17 protein-coding genes are annotated in these 18,529 nt (G+C 54.1%); 11 read left to right on the top strand and 6 right to left on the bottom strand.

The window, feature by feature from the left end; translation table 11 throughout:
- The first annotated feature begins 316 nt into the window (after positions 1-316).
- A complete protein-coding gene (locus KI379_RS28725) occupies positions 317-1,825 on the top strand; it encodes a malate:quinone oxidoreductase (RefSeq protein ID WP_212985707.1) in 1,509 nt (502 codons plus the stop codon).
- Between the two features lie 195 nt (positions 1,826-2,020).
- Here KI379_RS28725 and KI379_RS28720 read toward each other — a convergent pair whose 3' ends face one another.
- Positions 2,021-2,401 (bottom strand): hypothetical protein, encoded by a 381-nt coding sequence (locus KI379_RS28720; protein WP_244169313.1) that lies wholly within the window; start codon positions 2,399-2,401, stop codon positions 2,021-2,023.
- Positions 2,402-2,557: 156 nt separating this feature from the next.
- Here KI379_RS28720 and KI379_RS28715 point away from each other — a divergent pair, with 156 nt between their 5' ends.
- The 4 genes from KI379_RS28715 to KI379_RS28700 all read left to right on the top strand — a co-directional run bounded on the left by KI379_RS28715 (position 2,558) and on the right by KI379_RS28700 (position 7,922).
- Positions 2,558-3,637: an ankyrin repeat domain-containing protein gene (locus KI379_RS28715; RefSeq protein WP_212985706.1), complete on the top strand. Its 1,080-nt coding sequence runs from the start codon at positions 2,558-2,560 to the stop codon at positions 3,635-3,637.
- Between the two features lie 311 nt (positions 3,638-3,948).
- Positions 3,949-6,051, top strand: coding sequence for a TerD family protein (locus KI379_RS28710; RefSeq protein ID WP_212985705.1), 2,103 nt, complete (start codon positions 3,949-3,951; stop codon positions 6,049-6,051).
- Positions 6,052-6,262: 211 nt separating this feature from the next.
- Positions 6,263-6,763, top strand: coding sequence for a DinB family protein (locus KI379_RS28705; RefSeq protein ID WP_212985704.1), 501 nt, complete (start codon positions 6,263-6,265; stop codon positions 6,761-6,763).
- A gap of 133 nt (positions 6,764-6,896) precedes the next feature.
- Complete coding sequence (locus tag KI379_RS28700) at positions 6,897-7,922, top strand: SMI1/KNR4 family protein (RefSeq protein WP_212985703.1); 1,026 nt, start codon at positions 6,897-6,899, stop codon at positions 7,920-7,922.
- A gap of 147 nt (positions 7,923-8,069) precedes the next feature.
- On the opposite strand, the gene tatC is transcribed toward KI379_RS28700, so the two are convergent.
- Positions 8,070-8,840 (bottom strand): twin-arginine translocase subunit TatC, encoded by a 771-nt coding sequence (gene tatC, locus KI379_RS28695; protein ID WP_076172290.1) that lies wholly within the window; start codon positions 8,838-8,840, stop codon positions 8,070-8,072.
- 32 nt (positions 8,841-8,872) lie between these two features.
- Positions 8,873-9,124, bottom strand: coding sequence for a MerR family transcriptional regulator (locus tag KI379_RS28690; protein WP_076172288.1), 252 nt, complete (start codon positions 9,122-9,124; stop codon positions 8,873-8,875).
- A gap of 280 nt (positions 9,125-9,404) precedes the next feature.
- On the opposite strand from KI379_RS28690, the gene KI379_RS28685 reads away from it, so the two are divergent.
- The 4 genes from KI379_RS28685 (at position 9,405) to KI379_RS28670 (ending at position 13,647) form a co-directional block, all read left to right on the top strand.
- Complete coding sequence (locus KI379_RS28685; protein WP_116233265.1) at positions 9,405-11,009, top strand: flavin monoamine oxidase family protein; 1,605 nt, start codon at positions 9,405-9,407, stop codon at positions 11,007-11,009.
- A gap of 28 nt (positions 11,010-11,037) precedes the next feature.
- A complete protein-coding gene (locus tag KI379_RS28680; protein WP_163882169.1) occupies positions 11,038-11,598 on the top strand; it encodes a RidA family protein in 561 nt (186 codons plus the stop codon).
- Between the two features lie 66 nt (positions 11,599-11,664).
- Positions 11,665-11,874, top strand: a complete 210-nt coding sequence (locus KI379_RS28675) for a twin-arginine translocase TatA/TatE family subunit (protein ID WP_076172284.1) — start codon at positions 11,665-11,667, stop codon at positions 11,872-11,874.
- A gap of 294 nt (positions 11,875-12,168) precedes the next feature.
- Positions 12,169-13,647, top strand: coding sequence for a protein adenylyltransferase SelO (locus KI379_RS28670; protein ID WP_212985702.1), 1,479 nt, complete (start codon positions 12,169-12,171; stop codon positions 13,645-13,647).
- A gap of 56 nt (positions 13,648-13,703) precedes the next feature.
- Here the strand turns inward: KI379_RS28670 and KI379_RS28665 are convergent, their stop codons facing one another.
- Positions 13,704-14,795: an oxidoreductase gene (locus tag KI379_RS28665; protein WP_212985701.1), complete on the bottom strand. Its 1,092-nt coding sequence runs from the start codon at positions 14,793-14,795 to the stop codon at positions 13,704-13,706.
- A 158-nt stretch (positions 14,796-14,953) separates the two neighbouring features.
- On the opposite strand from KI379_RS28665, the gene KI379_RS28660 reads away from it, so the two are divergent.
- Both KI379_RS28660 and KI379_RS28655 read left to right on the top strand, forming a co-directional pair.
- The gene (locus KI379_RS28660; RefSeq protein ID WP_212985700.1) at positions 14,954-15,853 is read left to right on the top strand and encodes a LysR family transcriptional regulator; all 900 of its coding nucleotides are present in this window, start codon (positions 14,954-14,956) and stop codon (positions 15,851-15,853) included.
- 137 nt (positions 15,854-15,990) lie between these two features.
- Positions 15,991-16,278, top strand: a complete 288-nt coding sequence (locus tag KI379_RS28655) for an alpha/beta-type small acid-soluble spore protein (RefSeq protein WP_076172276.1) — start codon at positions 15,991-15,993, stop codon at positions 16,276-16,278.
- A 179-nt stretch (positions 16,279-16,457) separates the two neighbouring features.
- On the opposite strand, the gene KI379_RS28650 is transcribed toward KI379_RS28655, so the two are convergent.
- Together KI379_RS28650 and KI379_RS28645 are read right to left on the bottom strand one after the other, a co-directional pair.
- Positions 16,458-17,852, bottom strand: coding sequence for a sensor histidine kinase (locus tag KI379_RS28650; RefSeq protein WP_212985699.1), 1,395 nt, complete (start codon positions 17,850-17,852; stop codon positions 16,458-16,460).
- The gene (locus tag KI379_RS28645) at positions 17,852-18,529 is read right to left on the bottom strand and encodes a response regulator transcription factor (RefSeq protein ID WP_076172272.1); all 678 of its coding nucleotides are present in this window, start codon (positions 18,527-18,529) and stop codon (positions 17,852-17,854) included. The genes KI379_RS28650 and KI379_RS28645 overlap by 1 nt, the downstream gene beginning before the upstream one ends.

Raw genomic sequence — 18,529 nt, 5'->3', positions numbered from 1 at the left:
ATCGCATCTTACCGGAGAAGGTATTTCCGAAGCAGGCCGAGGTGCTTACCGCAGAGGAGTGGGCAAATTCACCAGATTAGGAGACGATCCCATGACCAAAGCCGCGATTCCGGTATGCTGCCGGCGATGGCCTTTGGTTTTTTGTTTATTTCCGAGCTGTTCGCACGACAATCATTTAACACTCCAGAGAATAGTGTTATACTATAAATTAAGTAATCATTCATCAGAAAAGGTGGATAACCGGGTCGCACTCTGGCTTGCCTCTTGAGAGCGCCTACATCTTTTCTTCAAATACTAGCGTGTAAGGACGGTAATTATGAGCAACAGACAAACCGATACAGACGTTATCTTAATTGGTGCCGGAATCATGAGTGCGACTTTGGGGACACTGTTGAAAGAATTAGTACCGAACTGGAAAATTACAGTGTTTGAGAAGCTGGCAAGCCCGGGAGAGGAAAGCTCGAACGAATGGAACAACGCAGGAACGGGGCATGCCGCCCTGTGCGAGCTGAACTACACATCCGTAAAACCGGATGGATCCATAGATATCAGCAAAGCGATTAGCGTCAACGAGCAATTTCAGGTTTCCATGCAGTTTTGGTCTTATCTGGTCAAAAGTAATTTGATCCGCAATCCGCAGGACTTTATTATGCCGCTCCCCCATATGAGCATGGTTCAGGGGAAAGAAGACGTGGCATTTTTGAAGAAGCGTTTTGAGACGATGTCCAAAAACCCGCTGTTTCAAGGGATGGAATTCTCCGACGATCCGAAAAAACTGATGGAATGGATTCCGCTCATTATGAAGGACCGGACCTCGGATGAACCGATCGCGGCCACCAAAATGGACTCGGGAACGGACGTCAACTTTGGCGCTTTAACGCGTATGCTGTTTGAGCATTTGAAGAGCAAAAACGTTGGTATTCATTACAAGCACAGTGTGGACGATATTAAACGCAACAGCGATGGCGCGTGGGAATTGAAAATACGCAATTTGAGCAGCGGCAGCGTCGAACGCCATACGGCGAAGTTCGTCTTTATCGGCGGTGGCGGCGGAAGCCTTCCGCTCCTTCAGAAATCCGGCATTCCGGAAGGGAAGCATATCGGCGGATTCCCGATTAGCGGACTCTTTATGGTGTGCAACAATCCGGAAGTGGTAGCGCAGCACCATGCCAAGGTGTACGGCAAGGCCAAAGTAGGTGCGCCGCCGATGTCGGTGCCGCATTTGGACACCCGTTTTATCGACAATCAGAAGTCGCTGCTCTTCGGACCGTTTGCAGGCTTTTCGCCAAAGTTCCTGAAGACCGGTTCCATGTTCGATTTGCTGGGTTCGGTCAAGCCGAACAACGTGCTCACGATGTTAGCTGCAGGCGCCAAAAACCTGTCGCTGACCAAGTACCTGATCCAGCAGGTCATGCTGTCGAAGGAAAAACGTATGGAAGAGCTGCGTGAATTCATCCCGAACGCCAAGAGCGAGGATTGGGATATGCTGGTGGCCGGCCAGCGCGTGCAGGTCATCAAAGATACGGAAGCGGGCGGCAAAGGCACGCTTCAGTTCGGTACGGAAGTCGTGACCGCCGCGGACGGATCCATCGCCGCTTTGCTGGGGGCTTCTCCGGGAGCATCCACCGCCGTTTCCGTCATGCTCGAGGTCATCGAAAAATGCTTCCCTCAGCATGCGAAGGCGTGGGAGCCGAAGATTCGGGAAATGATTCCGTCTTATGGCGCGCCTTTGATGAAAAATCCGGGGCTGATCCGCGAAATTCATACGTCGACGGCACGCACGCTCGGTCTCAACCGTGGATTGCATTCGGCCAACGTGATGTAAATATAGCGATATGATAAGAAAAACGTCTATCGACGTACCTTCAAGAAGACAGACCGCGTTTAACTGAAGTTTTTCTTGCGATTATAGAATGGTTCAGCTTCGCTGAAATTTATAAATTCTATAATCTTAAATAAAACGGCCTTCACCCTGAGCTTTAAGGGATGAGGGCCGTTTTGCATTTGCAGAGGACACCGGTCAGGGTACGTAAGCACCGACGACTTCAAACTTTGGCTCGCCTGCGATCGTCATATACTTCACTTCAACGACGCAGCCTTTCTGAAAGGAGGGAATATTCACGATCGGGATAAACGTTTTGACGATGGTATGATGAGATTCGCCATCCGGCTTGGTGACGGTTAAATCAAGCAGCACCTCCGGTTGATTATTGAGCTGCGCATTCGTTTGCTGAATGGAATTGATGACGGCTTGCGCGGATGTGCCGTTTGTGAGGATGGTTTTGCGCTGCGATAGCCCTTTACGTTGACGGGTTACTGTCTTGATGGCAAAAGTGATCGTAAGTGAGGCGGTAAGTAACGAAAAGATAATGATGATCATAACAATTGTCGTCAATGGCATGCACCTCGCTTCCATTTTTAATATAATTCAGGTAAATGGCCCCAAGTATTATATATTAAGCTTAATGCAGCGCAGGGGGATCCGTCTACGATTTACAAATAAATCATCTACATAGATTGAATTAAGTTTAACCATTTGGGCAGGGGAGAGGAAAACATGATTCAGTTGAAAGATATCGGGAAATTCAAGGAGCTTCCAGAAATCGCAATGCATATCTATCAAGGGAATATTCCGGCTTTGCGGGATGCTCTCGCGGAGGGTTGGGATATTGAGGAGGGTATCGTACTTAGCCGGTATAATGCGTTAAGTCCGCTTGACCTTGCCGTGATCGCGGAACGGCTGGATGTAGTTAAGCTGCTGGTAGAACACGGCGTCAACCTCAATAACGCACAGAGTCCGGCTTTTTTACGGGCTGTACGTTATGGGAAGAAGGAGATGGTACGCTATATCCACGCGCAGGGTGCCAGAATGGACATGCTTAATCGAGTGGGCTCCGGCGCGTATTCGCAGGCTTATTATGGCAACAAAAGCAACATCCCGCTCATTCAGGAGCTGGGCCTCGATATCAAGCTGCACGGCGGGGCTGTACTTCGCCAGGCGGTGTCCGATCATGACTATAAAACCCTCAATTACTTGCTCGATCAGGGGGTGGACATTAACTACAACCAGCCGGATCAAGTCTATCCTTACGAAGCGACGCCGTTAACTGTGGCCGCGCGCATTGGAAATTTCGGCATGGTCAAATTTTTGGTCGAGCGGGGCGCGGATGTGACGTTAGCGGAAAAGGACGGTGAACGGCCGTATACGATCGCGGTCAGCCAAAAGAACGCAGTTCTGGCCGATTATTTAAAATCGCTGGAACCGCCGGAATTTCATGACGTGGCGAATAAGAAGCATGAACTGAGAGCGTATAAATTACCGGAGGAGCTGGTCGATCGGTTAACCGGTGACCGTCTGCGTCTTGAGTTAGCCCCCAATGAGTACGATATCCGGCATATCGACTTCTTCACCTTGACCGACACGATCCCGATCAAGGTGGGGGGGCAGAAGCTGCTGCGCCTATCGGCAGACATAGACAACTATTCGGATCTTCAGCTCATGTGGAATCCGAAGAAAAAAGGATGGATCGGCTGCTATGACGTCGAGCATGACCACTATTCGGACCTGTGCCGTTTGGGAGAGTTCCTCGAGCAGCCCGGTACGTATCTTATTCGTTTTCTAGAGGGTGAGCTGTAGAAACCATAATGGGTGCCTGAGGATGATCCGGACGAATCTGTGTGATTTTTCATACATCGTAATACTTTCGCCCTGTTGGCGCGCTGCGGAGTATGGGAAGATGGGGATATCAAAGGCTCGGGTTCAGCAAAATCCGAAGCCCTTGACCTTCAGGCTATGGCGGTCCTTCCTTCTAACTTCATTTGGCGAACATAGGGCCGCCGCTTCCCTGAAGGATTCCGATTCAGAGAGGAGGCGTCCAGGCTATCATGCTCCTTCCTTCTTAAACCCTTATTAAAAATTAGGGGCATGGGTTTCCTGGACTCTTTAATATGAATATCAATACCATCTACTTACGAAGAGCCAATCATCTGATCGTGGAACAAGGGCAGGGAGGCGAGCCGCTCCCGAAGGCCTATTTGGCATCCGCCCTGAAAAATATTGAAGCGCTGGGATATACGTTTTCGCATGCGCTGCTGCGCGCGGTAAAGGACTTATCTAAAGTACAGTTTGAAGCATTATACCAACAGCTGGTCGCGGATTTACAGGTTATGGTCGGGGCTCATGTGAAGTTCAAACCGATGTACCCGGATTTTCCGATGCAGGTCATGGAGCATAGCGATGCCGAGCTGTATCTGAATGCGATTTATCATTACCTGACGTTGGATGTACCGGCGTACGGGCAAGCGGACCGGCTGCCCCTGGAGGATGAAGGTAACCTGAAAGTGATTGGTTTGGGGAGCCGGGCGGAATTCATGAGCCTGATCTCCCGGTTGATTCAAGCCAAAGGCTCAATCTCCGATCGTGACAAACAGGATATTGATGACGTTATTGCGTTTGCCGGCGAGGATGATTTGGAAGTGCTTCTACCGGACGACATCCCGTTCAAGGAAAATGCGGCATTCGTCGCAGCGTCCTTAATGAAGCATGACCAAGCCAATCTGGAGCAGATCGGACGGTACTTCCGGACGGCGACCGATGTCCTTCGGCTGGCAGCCGCATGGTCAGATGGAGACGTCAGTCTGGCCGAGGCGACGCGTTTCCGCAAATTCAAACGGCGTGAGCGACGGCTGCTGCTGGGACTGCTCGAGAAGTGCCCATCCATCACGGAAGATATGCTGCGGTACAAGGAGCGCTGGATTCGGCTGGGCGAAATTCTGCATCCTTCCGAATATAAGCATCGCTTCCGGCGGTGCGAGGAAGCCTTTGACGTCCTGCGCAACGACAAGCCGTTCACGACCTTTAACGGAAGCGTGGAGCTGGCCTTCCAATTCCGGAACGTTTGGACGCTGATCGATCTCCTGATGCAGCGCCCGGGCGAACTGGCGAGAAGGCTCGATCATCTGCTCCGGTCCACCGAGCATACAGAGTATGTCGTGCTGGCTTTTGGCGAGGTGGTTAAGGAAGTATCGACGCCGGTGCTGCTGCAGGTGAAGAACCATTTTGCCCGCCGCCAGGAACGGCAGCAATTGCGCGTCTTTTTTCCAAAAGGGAATGTCGCCAATGCGTTTGCCCTTCGGAACAACCTGCCGGAGATTGACGAAGAGGCATGCCGGGACATCGTGCAGCTATGCGAGCAGGCGCTGATCGGGCGCTTCTCTGCCCTGCCGCCGCTCGGGAAGGTGTATGTCGACAAGCGGCTCCAAAGCTACCTCGTACCGTTCTCCGGGCGCTCTGCCAGCAAAGCACTGCATACGATCGTGCGCGGCAGCCGGGTGCCGATGGCGGAAGGGGATACGATTCGTTTCTTCAGCTGGTGGAAAGAGGGCCTGGTGGACGGCAAGCCGACGGGCCGTGTGGACATCGACCTGTCCGCCGTAATGTACGATCGTGACTGGCAGTATATGGAACATATTTCGTATACGAACTTACGGTCGTCCAAGTACCGGGCTGTGCACAGCGGAGATATCGTTTCGGCCCCTCAAGGCGCGAGCGAGTTTATCGACCTGCACATTCCTTCCATCGTCGATTACGGCGGACGGTATATTGTGACGACGTTGCATTCGTTCACAAGCCAGCCGTATTGCGATTTGCCGGAGTGCTTTACGGGCTGGATGATGCGGAAGAAGCCCGGGTCCGGCGAAATTTTCGAGCCTGGTACGGTCGCGAACAAAATCGATGTCACCGCCGATACGCAGATTGCCATCCCCGTAATCTTGGATCTGGTGGAACGCACGGTGATCTGGACGGACCTATCTTTAACTCGGCATCCGTACTACTACAACAACGTCGAGGGGAACCAAAAAGGAATGGTCCTGATGGGCAAAGCGATGACGACTTTGCGGAAACCGGATCTGTATGATCTGTTCATGCTCCATGCTAAGGCCCGCGGGGTGCTGACCGAAACTCCGGGGGAGGCCGATGCGTTGTTCTCTGTGGAGCAAGGGGTAACTCCTTATGATATCGAGGAAATTATGGCGGAATATATGGTGTAGATTCGGATATAGCGAAAAACGTAAAGAGATTAACCGATAACCGGCTCATGGCGATCATGCGTCGGTTTTTTGCGTTCGTGATTTTTTTAATAAAATTCGCAACTATGACAAACCCTGTCACCAATATGGGCTAAGATGGACGTATGAAAGGCCGAAAGGAAGCAGAGGCTGGTCGTAAGAAATTTTAATCATCAAAAGGAGGAAGAACGTTATGTATGTGACGGTGCAGGATTTTATTCAGGAATGGAACAAGGAAGCCGAATTGACGCAGGGGGTTCTGGATGCGCTGACGGATGAATCGCTGGGGCAGCAGGTCTATCCGGAAGGACGGACTTTGGGCAGGATCGCCTGGCATTTTGTCTCGAATATCCCCGACTATTTGAACGAATTCGGCATCGCGATGGATAAGGTCGCAAATCCGGATGAAGTCCCTTCCGCTAAAGAGATTGCGGATACCTTCCGGACGGTCAGCTCGGCAGCCGCCAAGGCACTGGAAGAGCAGTGGACCGATGAGTCACTTCGCAAGGTACAGAACGCATTTGGACGAATGGAATCCAACGCCTCCATCCTCATGGGGCTGATCAAGCATATTGCGCATCATCGGGGTCAAGCGACGGTTCTGATGCGTCAAGCGGGACTGGGCATACCGGCCGTCTACGGGCCATCGAAGGAAGGATGGGTGAAGCTGGGGGTACAGCAGCCGCCGCTGTAAAATCATTGGGCGCCCGATACGGCGCTTTTTTTTTCATAAATGCTATGCAACTCCTTGAGGCTGCCGCGCCCTGGAGAACCGCCTCCGGAAAATGCTATAATCACAGCAAGAGTATATCGCAGGGGGAATGAGGATGAGCGAGGATCTGTTGGAACAGCTGGAGACATGGCATGAAGAGGATGAATACGAACGCATCGTAGAGGCCGTAACGGAAATTCCTGCGGAGGAGCGGAGTTATGAGCTGGTCGGCCATTTAGGCCGGGCGCTGAACAATCTGGAACGCTACGAGGAGGCGGTGCAGCAGTTTCTGACCGTTGCCGAGGAAGGGGCGGAAGATCCGCTTTGGCATTACCGGATTGGACTGGCCTATTATTACCTGGAGCAGTATGATGACGCCGAGCGGGAGTTTACTCGTGCTGATGAGCTGGAGCCTGGGGATGAGGATACCCTGGAGTTTCTGGAATGGATCCGTGCCAAGAAGGCCGGGGAATTCGAGGAAGAGACGGATGAAGATTTAGATTCAGACGACTCGGCGGAAGACAGCGGCTCGGATGAATCCGGGGAAACCGATGAAACGGATGGTGCCGCGGCGGCCGTGGCTTCGGTGAATGCCATCCCATCGGACGAAGCCAATTTAGATGTGCCGTATGGCTCGCCAAATGAGGGTTTCGATATCAACAACTTCTGGAACGACGCCGATCCCGATGCGGAATCGTATGTTTCGGCTCCGCCGACGGAAGATCTGATCGATTCCGTGCAGGAGGAGCTGGTGTTCAAGCTGCCGGCGTTTTATGTGCAGATGATGAAAATACATAACGGGGGCATTCCCCGCAGCAGGTACTTCCCGCTGGGTGAAGCCGTCGATGGAGCGCCAAGCGGGATCCGGATTAACGGCATGTTCGGCATCGGCCGGGACAAAGCCAAATCGCTTTGCGGGGCCTCCGGCAGCCGGTCTATCATCGAGAACGGTGGTTATCCGGAGTTCGGCGTCGTCATTTGCGACTGCCCGCAGGAGTCCGGCGTGGTTATGCTGGATTACCGTGGCTCCGGCAACGATGGAGAGCCTGAGGTTGTGCATGTAGAACAGGCAACCGGGCGTAAGATTACCCGGCTCGCGCCCGATTTCGAAACCTTTGTCCGCGGACTAGTTAACGCCTAGGGCCCGTGACAATAAAGCGGCCATGAACGCGTGAGCGGGGATGGAATCCCTGCCATATCGCGCCAAAAAATCAAGAGGAAGCTGCTCCCTCGCAGGGGAGCCAGCTTCCTTTTTTATGTCATAGGGGGCAATTCCATTTCCGTTCTTTTAGGTTGCCGAATAGGAGCCATCCGTGACGGCATGCTCCAATGCCTCTTTCGCACGCTGCTTCTTGCGATGCACCCAACCGGTCAGCCAAGCGCTGATTTCGTACAAGGCGATGAGCGGAACAGCCACCATGAGATGGGAGACGAGGTCAGGCGGCGAGATCAGTGCAGCCACGGCAACTAGAACGACGTACGCGTAACGCCTCATTCCTTTTAGGATCGACGGGTTTAAGATCCCGATCCGGGCCAGAAACATAACGATCACGGGCAGTTCGAAGGCAATGGCGAGCGGGATCATGATATTAAACATAAACCCGAAGTACTGGGATACCCCATAGGTCTCCACAAGGCCGATCTGACGGTTGATGCCGGCTGTAAAGCGCAGGCTCATCGGAAAGACGACGAAATACGCAAAGGCCACGCCCACCAGAAAGCATGATGCAGCGAACGGTATGTAGCGGACTGCCGCCTTTTGCTCGCCAGGCTTGAGTCCCTGGCAGACAAACCGCCAAATCTGGTACATGCCAAAGGGTATGGTCGGCAGCAGCGACAGTACCACGGCAATGCTCATATAAATCCGCAGTCCGTCCCATGGTGAGAAGACGTTCCATGCGACGTGGAGCGGGGAATGCGTCCGCAGCAGCGTCAGGATATGAGGGGCTGCAAACAGGCCGGCTGCCATACTGACGATGAATACGGCGGCGATCCGAAGGAGCCGTTTTCTAAGCTCGGCGATATGCCCGAGCAGGGTCATCGTATTTTTCGCTTCCATAGGCGAAGATCACTCCTCCCAAGTCATGTCCGTTACCGGAAGGCCGGCGTGCAGCGCGGCGTTTTCGATTTTTTCATTTCCTTCAGCTCCAGCGTATTAAATCCCTCCTGCATTTTTTGATAGATGTCCTGAATGGCCTTTACGTCTTCAAAAGAATATCGGCGGTTACCTCCTTTCGTCCGCTCCGGGAAGATCAGCTTTCGTTCCTCGTAATACCGGATTTGGCGTTCCGACAAGCCGGTCAGCTCGCAGACGATCCCAATGCTCATCACCTTGCTCTCCATGCTATTTACCTCCTGTGCAAGTATAGTTAACCCCGGACCATTGCAGAAACAGCCAGGATTGAAACCTAGAAGAAGATAAAACAAAGAGAAGAAACACACAAACAGATGTTTATGGAAGGAATTATGACATGATTTTAAGGAAAACCCATTAAAAATGCAATCGGTTTTTAAAAATAAAAAAATCCCTGTAAGAAATCCTTACACAAAATCACCGAAAACTAAAATTCTTTGCTAAGATCGCCTCAAGAGGTTCCATTCCACTAGCGAAGGAGTGATCGAGGTGACAATCAAGGAGCAACCGAAAGAAATGACCCGCAGACAATTTCTGTCGACCGTCGGCAAAGTAGGGGGATCCGTTGCCGTCTTCAGCCTGATGGGAACGATGGGACTGCTGTCGCCGGAGACGATGAAGGCCGCCGAATATGAACCGCCGGGCCCGAATGATCTGCACTTAAGCGGACGGGGCGGCAAAAAAATCATCATTCTCGGCGCCGGGATCGCCGGCATGACCGCAGCGTACGAACTGGGATTGGCCGGGTACGACTGCACGATTCTCGAGGCAAAAAGCCGGGCTGGCGGCCGATGCTGGACTGTTCGCGGCGGCACGTCAGAGGCGGAAATCGGTTCGGGTACCCAAACGTCCCGCTTCGATAAGGGCTTGTATTTCAATGCCGGCCCAATGCGCATTCCGCAGTTCCATGTCACCCTGGAGTACTGCCGGAAATTCGGCGTTGCGATCGAACCGTTCAACAACGTGAACGAAAGCGGCTATTACTACAACGAAAACGTCGGCGCTTTATCCGGTCAAAAGGTGCCGAAGCGGGCTGCCAAAGCGGACGTACGCGGCTACGTCGCGGAAATGCTCGCCAAGGCGGTTGACCAGAACGCGCTCGATCTTCCGCTCACGGCTGAAGAGAAGATGAAGCTCGTCGATTACTTAAAGGTGGAGGGGGACCTGAACCCCGATTTGTTCTACAAAGGCTCGCAGCGCGGCGGATACAAGGATGAGCCGGGGAGCCGGCTTGATGCCGGGGTTCTCCGCGATCCGTTCGATCTAAAGTCGATCATCAACTCCGGCTTCGGCAAGTATTTCAGCAATGAGTACGAATACGACCAGCAGATGATGATGTTCCACCCGATCGGCGGGATGGACGCCATTGCGAAGGCGTTCGAGAAGCGGGTTGGCAATCGGATCAAATTCCGGGCCGAGGTCAAGGAGATCCGCCAGTCCTCGTCGGGCGTGAGAATCGTGTACACCGACATGGCATCCGGCCGGGAGCAGGAGGTCAAAGGGGATTACTGCATCTGCACCATTCCGTTATCCGTGCTGAAGAAGATCCCCGCTGATTTTTCCCCCGAAATGTCCAAGGCGATTCAGAGCATCAATTACGCCTCTGCCGGAAAGATCGGCCTGCAGTTCAAGCGGCGCTTCTGGGAAGAGGATGAGCACCTGTACGGAGGCAGCAGCTTGACGAATATGGACATTACGCAGATTTATTACCCGCCGACCGATTATTTCGGGAAAAAGGGAGTCCTCCTCGGCTATTATGCCTACGGCGGGGTTGCCGACAAGCTCGGAGCGATGTCGTACGCGGAGCGGGAGAAGCTGGCGCTGGCACAAGGGGCCAAAATCCATCCGCAGTATCCAAAAGAGTTCGAATCCTCCTATTCGATCAACTGGAAAACGATCAAGTATCAAGAGGGCGGCTGGGTTTCATACTCAGCAAACGACCGCAAAACGTACTATCCGACACTGTGCAAGCCTGACAACCGGATTTATCTGGCCGGTGAGCATATCAGCTATATTACGGCTTGGCAGGCCGGAGCGATCGAGTCCGCCCGCGAGGTGGTCACCGATATCCATCAGCGTGTCATGAAATCATAGATCCAAATCTAGAAGGGGCTGGTCTTTTATGATGAAAAAAATGAAAACAGCGCTGCTGATGACAGTTCTGCTTGGCACCGTCAGCGTCACGGCATATGCCGACAGCGCCGCCCATACCCCGGCGAAACCGGCCAAGCCGATCAAGACGGCGCCGGCGCCGGTATTTTACGGAAGCCCTTCGTCGTCCATATCCAGCGGCGTGGTCGTTCCCGAAGGCGCATCGTACTTGTTCACGAGCGGCACCGTCCCGCCGGTACTGAACAAGGACGGCAAGACGGTCTATGAACGCTATGGGGATACGAAAACGCAGGGCATCGGCATTTTGAAGGAAATCGAAAAGCAGCTGAAGGAACAGGGCCTTGGCCTGAAAGATGTCGTTTACCTGCGGGTATACATCGCTCCTGACGCCCAGAAGGGCGGAACGTTTGACTATACGGGTTGGTTCGATGCCTATGCGCAGTTCTTTAATACCGAAGCCAATCCGGTAAAACCGGCCCGCTCAACGGTAGGCGTGGCGAGCCTGGTGAGTTCCGACTGGCTGATCGAGATCGAAGCGGTGGCCGTGAAGCCGGATTCGAAGAAGAAGTGAGGCAGGAGCACGGGTTTCGCTAAGGCGGAATGTTCTCCATGACAAATGAGAAGGAGCTGATTGGCGATGTTTCAAAACGTAGGATTTGCCGGGTTGATGATGATTCTGGTCGTCGTGCTGATTTTGTTCGGGCCCTCCAAGCTGCCGGAGCTGGGCCGTGCGGTGGGACGCACGCTCTCCGAATTTAAGTCGTCCGCAAGGGACCTCGTCGGTGAGGATAAAGAAGAAGACAAAGAGCGTGAGCGAGAGTCCGGTATCATTAAAATCAAAGGATAAAGGGGAGGACCAACGTATCCGCTGATCAACGGCCACCCTGTACAGCCAGCCCCGTCATTCAACACGAATGGCGGGGCTGTTTGTGTTGAGCCGGCCGAACCCCATCATGGCCTCCGCCGCTGTGTTCTTTTATAATGGAAGAACCAGGCATCGTTTGGCCGCTGAAGTTCTGGGCCGCATAATAAATTTGATACGGCACAGGATATGAAGCAGTGGAACCGGCCTTGGCCATAAGACAATCAGGCTGTCATCATGCGAAGAATGATTTTACTAGGATTGAAAAAGGAGACCTTTATGACGGATACACAAGGAAAACTGGAGGCGGGATGGCATTTAGACAACAGCTACGCCGGGCTGCCGGATCTGTTTTATACCCGGCAGGATCCGGTGCCGGTGCGTTCGCCGCGGATCGTGGCATTCAATGAGCCGCTGGCGGCGTCGCTCGGTTTAAACGCTCAGGCGCTCATGAGCGATGAAGGAGCTGCGGAACTGGCGGGAAACCGCATTCCGGAAGGGGCGCAGCCACTCGCTCAGGCATACGCAGGGCATCAATTCGGCCATCTTACGATGCTGGGCGACGGGCGGGCGGTCCTGCTGGGCGAGCAGGTCACACCAGAGGGCAAGCGAGTGGATATTCAGCTCAAAGGAGCGGGCCGCACGCCATATTCCCGTGGTGGCGACGGACGGGCGGCCCTGGGGCCGATGCTGCGGGAATACATCATCAGCGAGGCCATGCATGGCCTTGGCATTCCGACGACCCGCAGCCTGGCGGTGACGTCCACCGGCCAGGCGATTACCCGGGAGGAAGAGCTGCCGGGCGCGATTTTGACCCGCGTGGCGGCCAGCCATATCCGCGTCGGCACGTTTCAGTTCGCTCGGGGAGCAGGCACGACGGATGACCTGCGGGCTTTGGCCGATTACACCCTGCAGAGGCATTATCCCGATGCTGACCTTGCTTCCGGTGAAAATCGCTACCTTATATTGCTGCAGGAAGTGATCAAGCGCCAAGCCGCTCTGATCGCGAAATGGCAGCTGGTTGGATTCGTCCACGGCGTTATGAATACGGACAACATGACCCTCAGCGGGGAAACGATCGACTACGGTCCGTGCGCCTTTATGGATACCTACGATCCGGCCACTGTGTTCAGCTCCATCGACTCACAGGGCCGGTATGCTTACGGCAACCAGCCGTACATCGGCTCCTGGAATCTCGCCCGATTGGCGGAAGCCTTGCTGCCGCTGCTGCATGAGGACGAGGAGCAGGCCGTTAAGATGGCGGAGAACGCGGTCGAGACTTTTGCCGGTCTGTTTAATGAATACTGGCTTGCAGGGATGCGGGCGAAGCTTGGGATCTTCCATGAAGAACCGGAGGACGAGTCGCTCATCGAAGAACTCCTAGAGCTCATGAAGACGCACCGCGCCGACTATACCAATACGTTTCTTGCCTTAACGTTTGACCGGTTGGAGGGAACTCCGCTGCATGGCATCGAAGAATTCGAGGCCTGGCATGCACGCTGGCAGGAAAGGCTTGGCCGGCAGTCCGAAACCAAGGAGGCTGCGCATCAATTGATGCGGGACAGCAATCCGGCGGTCATTCCGCGGAACCACCGGGTGGAGGAAGCACTGGAGGCGGCGGAGCAGGACGGCGATTACGAAGTGATGCACCAGCTGCTGCAGGTTCTGGCCGATCCTTACGCGCATACGCCGGAACAGGCCGAGTATGCCGTCGTACCGGAGTCGACGTTCCGGTATCGGACCTACTGCGGAACCTGATATGAGATCATGAGAAAGGACCAGCGGAGCTGGTCCTTTTTTTGTAGGAACAAGTGTTAGCCCAGTACTTCCTCTTCCTTTAATGTGGCCATCGGCTGGAGAAAACGGTGATCAAAAGCTCGCAGCGTGCCCCCCTCCCGTATCTTGTTCACCCAATCCGGATTGGCCAGTGCGCTGGTTCCGACGGCGATCAGATCGGCTGCTCCTGCAATCAGCATTTGTTCGGCCCTTTCAGGATCACCCAGTTTTCCATTGGCGATCACGGGAAGGCCGCTGTATCGTTTGGCGAGCTCCGCAAGGGTCGGCCCCTCATCCGAGAAGGCGGGCATCCATGCCTTATACTCGGTCGTATGAAGGTAACTGGCGGAAGCTGCGGCCAATTCCCCGAAGATGATTTTTGCATCTTCTTCTCCATGAGCCCATTTGTGGTCAAAATCGTTCACCTTCCCTTGCGAAATGCGAACGCCGACCAAATAATCCGGGCCAACGGCGGAACGGATGGCTCTAAGGACTTCTACGGCGAAGCGGATACGCCGGCTTGTCGCGCCGCCATAATCATCCGTGCGCCGGTTTGTATAATCCGTAATAAACTGATCGAGCAGATAGCCGTTGGCGGCATGAATCTCCACACCGTCAAATCCGGCGTACTTCGCGCGGAGAGCGGCCTGCTTGAAGCCTTCGATCGTTCTTCGAATCTCTGCCAGCGTCATAGCCTTTGGCACAGCGAACTCGCCGCTGCCCCCATGATCCTCCAGCATCGTTCCAACAGGCTGCACCGCAGACGGTGCGATCGGAGTGAAAGCATCATGCTGGACTAACGCGCCTGCATGCATCAACTGGGCAATGATTTTCCCTCCTTCCCGGTGCACGGCCTGAATGATCGGTATCCACGAATCAGCTTGTGCTATGCTGGCGATACCGGGCTGATGATGATAACTCCGGCTGAATTCCTCATCCGGGTACAAGCCCTCCGTGATGATCAAGCCGAATCCCCCTTTTGCAAAACGGGAATAATAACGTGCCATACGATCGTTAGCCACTCCGTTCGGCTCTGCACTGGTGCGTGTCATCGGCGCCAGAACCGCCCGATTCGGAAGCGGTAGGGTACCTAGCATATAACCGTTAAAAAGGTTCGGATATTGCTTCATATTTAAAAACCTCCCTTTATTTTTTTGATAGCGGACCTTCTTTTACACCTGGCTGTTGACCTGAGATGATTGTATCCTGCCTGTTCAATACCGTAAAATGATTGCTATAGATGAGCTCATTAAAAAAATTGATGGGATTGAACCGGAGGTTTTGGGGGATGGAGCTAACCGACTTGAAAGTGTTTATGGCTATTGTGAAGGAAGGCAGCATTACCCGCGCAGCTGAGAAGCTGGGCTATGTACAGTCCAACCTCACTACAAGGGTGCGAAAGCTGGAATCGGAGTTGGGGGCGCAGCTGTTTCTTAGGACACCGAAGGGAGTAGTCCTCGCCGAGAAAGGACTTGTTTTGTATCAATATGCGACGGACATTCTCATGCTGGCCGAGGAGGCAGCCAAGGCTGTCAAGGAGCCTGACTATCCTTGCGGTCCACTGTCGATCGGCGTGGTGGAGACGATAGCTTCAACGGCCCCATTTATACAGGCGCTGTCCGAATTTCAGACCCAATACCCTGAGGTGAGCTTGTCTTTGGTGACTGCAACTTCGAAGGAAAATTACGAGAAAGTTCTGGATCGGCGCTTGGACGGCGCCTTCTTGACCGGGGAGTTTGAACTGTCCTCACTGCAGATCGCCTTTGAAATACAGGAAGAAGTGGTGCTCCTAACGCCTGCAGGTCAAGGAACAGAAACATTTGCTAAGACGGGGAATCCTGCATGGGTCGTGTTTCCGAAGGGCTGCCCACTGCGTGCTGCGAACGAAGATTGGCTCCATAGCCAAGAGGAACAAGGTATGAATATGATCGAGGTCAGCACTTTGGAGACCATGCTAAATTGCGTACGTGCGGGAATCGGCAGTGCGTTTCTGACCCGGATGGCTGTGACTGCGACTGCGGATGAAGATGGTGTTCGCATGTATCCGGTCCCCGAACAATACCAATTTGTGACCACGCGGTTGGTGTCCCGGAAGGAGCAGTTCCAAAGCCAAGCGTTCCTTGCTTTTGCCACATGTGTGAAAAGGGCAGGACAGCGGTTTAACTTGGCAGGCTATGCAAATGTTTAAGCGAAAAAGATGCCTTCTGGTTTGATCCCATACTAAAGCCATCATACAGGAAGGCAGGATCAGGCAGCGCTTAGGGAGGATGGACCTGGCTGTCTCCGGGCATGTTAAGGGAAAACAAGTGGGGAGATGAAGCTAGGATGTCCAGAAGAAACCGAAAATACGCGGTTCCAGGGGTTGCCAGGGACATGCAGACGTTTAAAGCAGAAGTCATGCGGCGCGAAGGGTATGACGTGGACCCGAACCGGCCGGATGACGTGAAGTACGAAGTGGCCAAAGACCTCGGCGTGCCGCTCAGTCCGGACGGCAACGGCGAGCTCACGACGGAATCGGTCGGCCATGTCGGGGGCAAAATCGGCGGCTCGATGGTCCGCGAGATGATCCGGCTGGCCCAGCAGCAGCTGGCGGAGAAGGACGGGCAGAAGTAGCGGCATTAGGCTGTGGCATGGCGGCTTCTCTTCGTGAGCAAGGATTGCGTTGGAGTCTCCGAAGCTTATACTTTTTATATGTAATAAAGGCACCCCAATGTCCTAGCGGGTGCCTTTATTCTATCTCGCTATCGTTATAGTCGGTCGCTTACCGGTCCCTTGTTCCATGGCTGTACTGCTCACCCCAGCTGCACATCAAACGTCGTTTTCTCGTTCGGCACGCTCTTCACGGATATTTTCCCTTTATGCTGCTCGACGATCGATTTGGCGATCGCCAGGCCAAGGCCATATCCGCCGTGCTTGCGGGAGCGGGAGGCGTCGACGCGGTAGAACCGGTCGAAGATGTTGTCTAAATGCTCAGGGGCGATGCCCTCGCCCGTATTCGTTACCCGCAGCAGCAGATGGTTATGCTGCTTCTTCAGGCTCAGATGGATCGAGCCCCGTGGATTGGTATATTTGACGGCGTTGTCCAGCAGGATCATGACGACCTGCTTGATCTGCTCACTGCTGCCGGTCACAGTCAGACGCGGCTCGATATCGTAAGTGAAGGACAGCTCTTTTTCGAATATGACCGCTTCCATCGTAAGAATGACGCTTTCGACGGCTTCGCTGAGATCAAACGGCACGAAGATCATATGGCCCCGCGCATCGTCCATCTGAGTCAGGTACAGGAGATCGTTCGTGAGCGTCTTCATGCGCTCGGTCTCCGATTTGATATGCTGGAGCCATTTCGACTGCGACCGGATCGTCTCGTCACTGTTGGCCAGAAGGACATCAGCGTTCGTGTTGATGACCGCAAGCGGCGTCTTCAGCTCATGTGAGGCGTCTGCGATAAACTGCTTCTGCTTGTCGAAGGCTTCGCGGACCGGTTCGATGGACCGGTTGGCGAAATATCGGCTCGTCAGATAGATAACCGCCAGCATGACCAGCGCCACGATGGAAAAGGTGTAGATCAGGTTGGTGATGATTTTCAGCTGTGCCGTCACGTCCAGGAATACGATGGAATAGCCGCTGGGATTCTGCTGCACGCTGTAAGCCCATCGCGTTCCTTCGAGGGTGAACTGGGCGTTGCGGACGGGCTTGGAAGCCGCCTCTTCCTTGGCCGTCTCATAGAATGTATCCTCCATATCAAACCTCGTGTTCTTGGACAGGAGATTCCACTCCCGGTCGGTCTTCAGCTCGAAGGATACCGACAGTTCCGGCGGGGGGATCTGCCCGCCTTCCCGGGGGTGGCGTAGATCGGTATCTCCCGTGGCAGGCAGCTCTCCACCGATGCCTCCGGATCCCTGGATCTGTGCGGCGCTGCCGCCCGTGCCGGACAGGCTGCCCGTTTTGCCGCCGCTACCGGTCTGCGCCAGCGAAGCCCCGCCCTGCCCGGAGCCTTTCCCCGGGCTTTGCTTTCCGGGCCCGCCGTCCTTGTGATAAAACTCCGAGACGCGCTCCAGTTCCATGCCGATGTCGCGGCGCACGTTTTGATAGGTAATGACGTAAATCGTGGCAAAGGCGACCAGCATGATGATGGTGATGATGACCATGTTCATCAGCAGGAACCGGTTGCGCAGCTTCTTGAACATTAAGAAGTCGCCTCCAATACATAGCCGACGCCCCGGATCGTGCTGATCCGCACCGAGGCGTTCAGGAACGCCAGCTTTTTCCGCAAAAACGAAATATACACTTCCACGTTATTGTGCTCCGCATCGGAATCAAAACCCCACAGCTTCTCGATCATCTGCTCCTTGGACGTCACCGCCGACTTTCGCAGCATCAGCAGTTCGAGCAGCTCGCACTCCTTCAAAATCAGCTTCAGCTCCTTCCCGTTGCAGCTCAGCTTGAGCGTGGACGTGTTCAGCTCGATATCCCCGAATTTCAGGCCGTCCTCGGGGACGACTTCGCCTTTGCGGCGCAGCGCCGCCCGGATCCGGGCAAGCAGCTCGCCCGTCGAGAACGGCTTGGCGACATAATCGTCAGCTCCGCAGTCCAGCCCCGTAATCGTGTCCGAAATTTCGCCCTTGGCGGTAAGCATAATGACCGGCGTTGCAATGCCTTCGGCCCGGATCGTCTTCAGCAGCGTAATTCCGTCCATCCCCGGCAGCATGATGTCGAGCAGCAGCAGATCATAGATCCCGCTGAGGGCGTTATCCAGTCCCGTCTGGCCGTCGTGGACGGCATCGACGGAGTAATGGTTTTTCTTCAAAATCTGGGTCAGTGCCTCGGCCAGGTTAACCTCGTCTTCCACAATTAATATCCGCAT

It is taken from the genome of Paenibacillus cineris (genome assembly GCF_018333335.1).
Taxonomy (GTDB): domain Bacteria; phylum Bacillota; class Bacilli; order Paenibacillales; family Paenibacillaceae; genus Paenibacillus_AQ; species Paenibacillus_AQ favisporus.
Note: the sequence above shows the minus strand (reverse complement) of the source record. Positions and strands in the feature narration are given on the sequence as shown.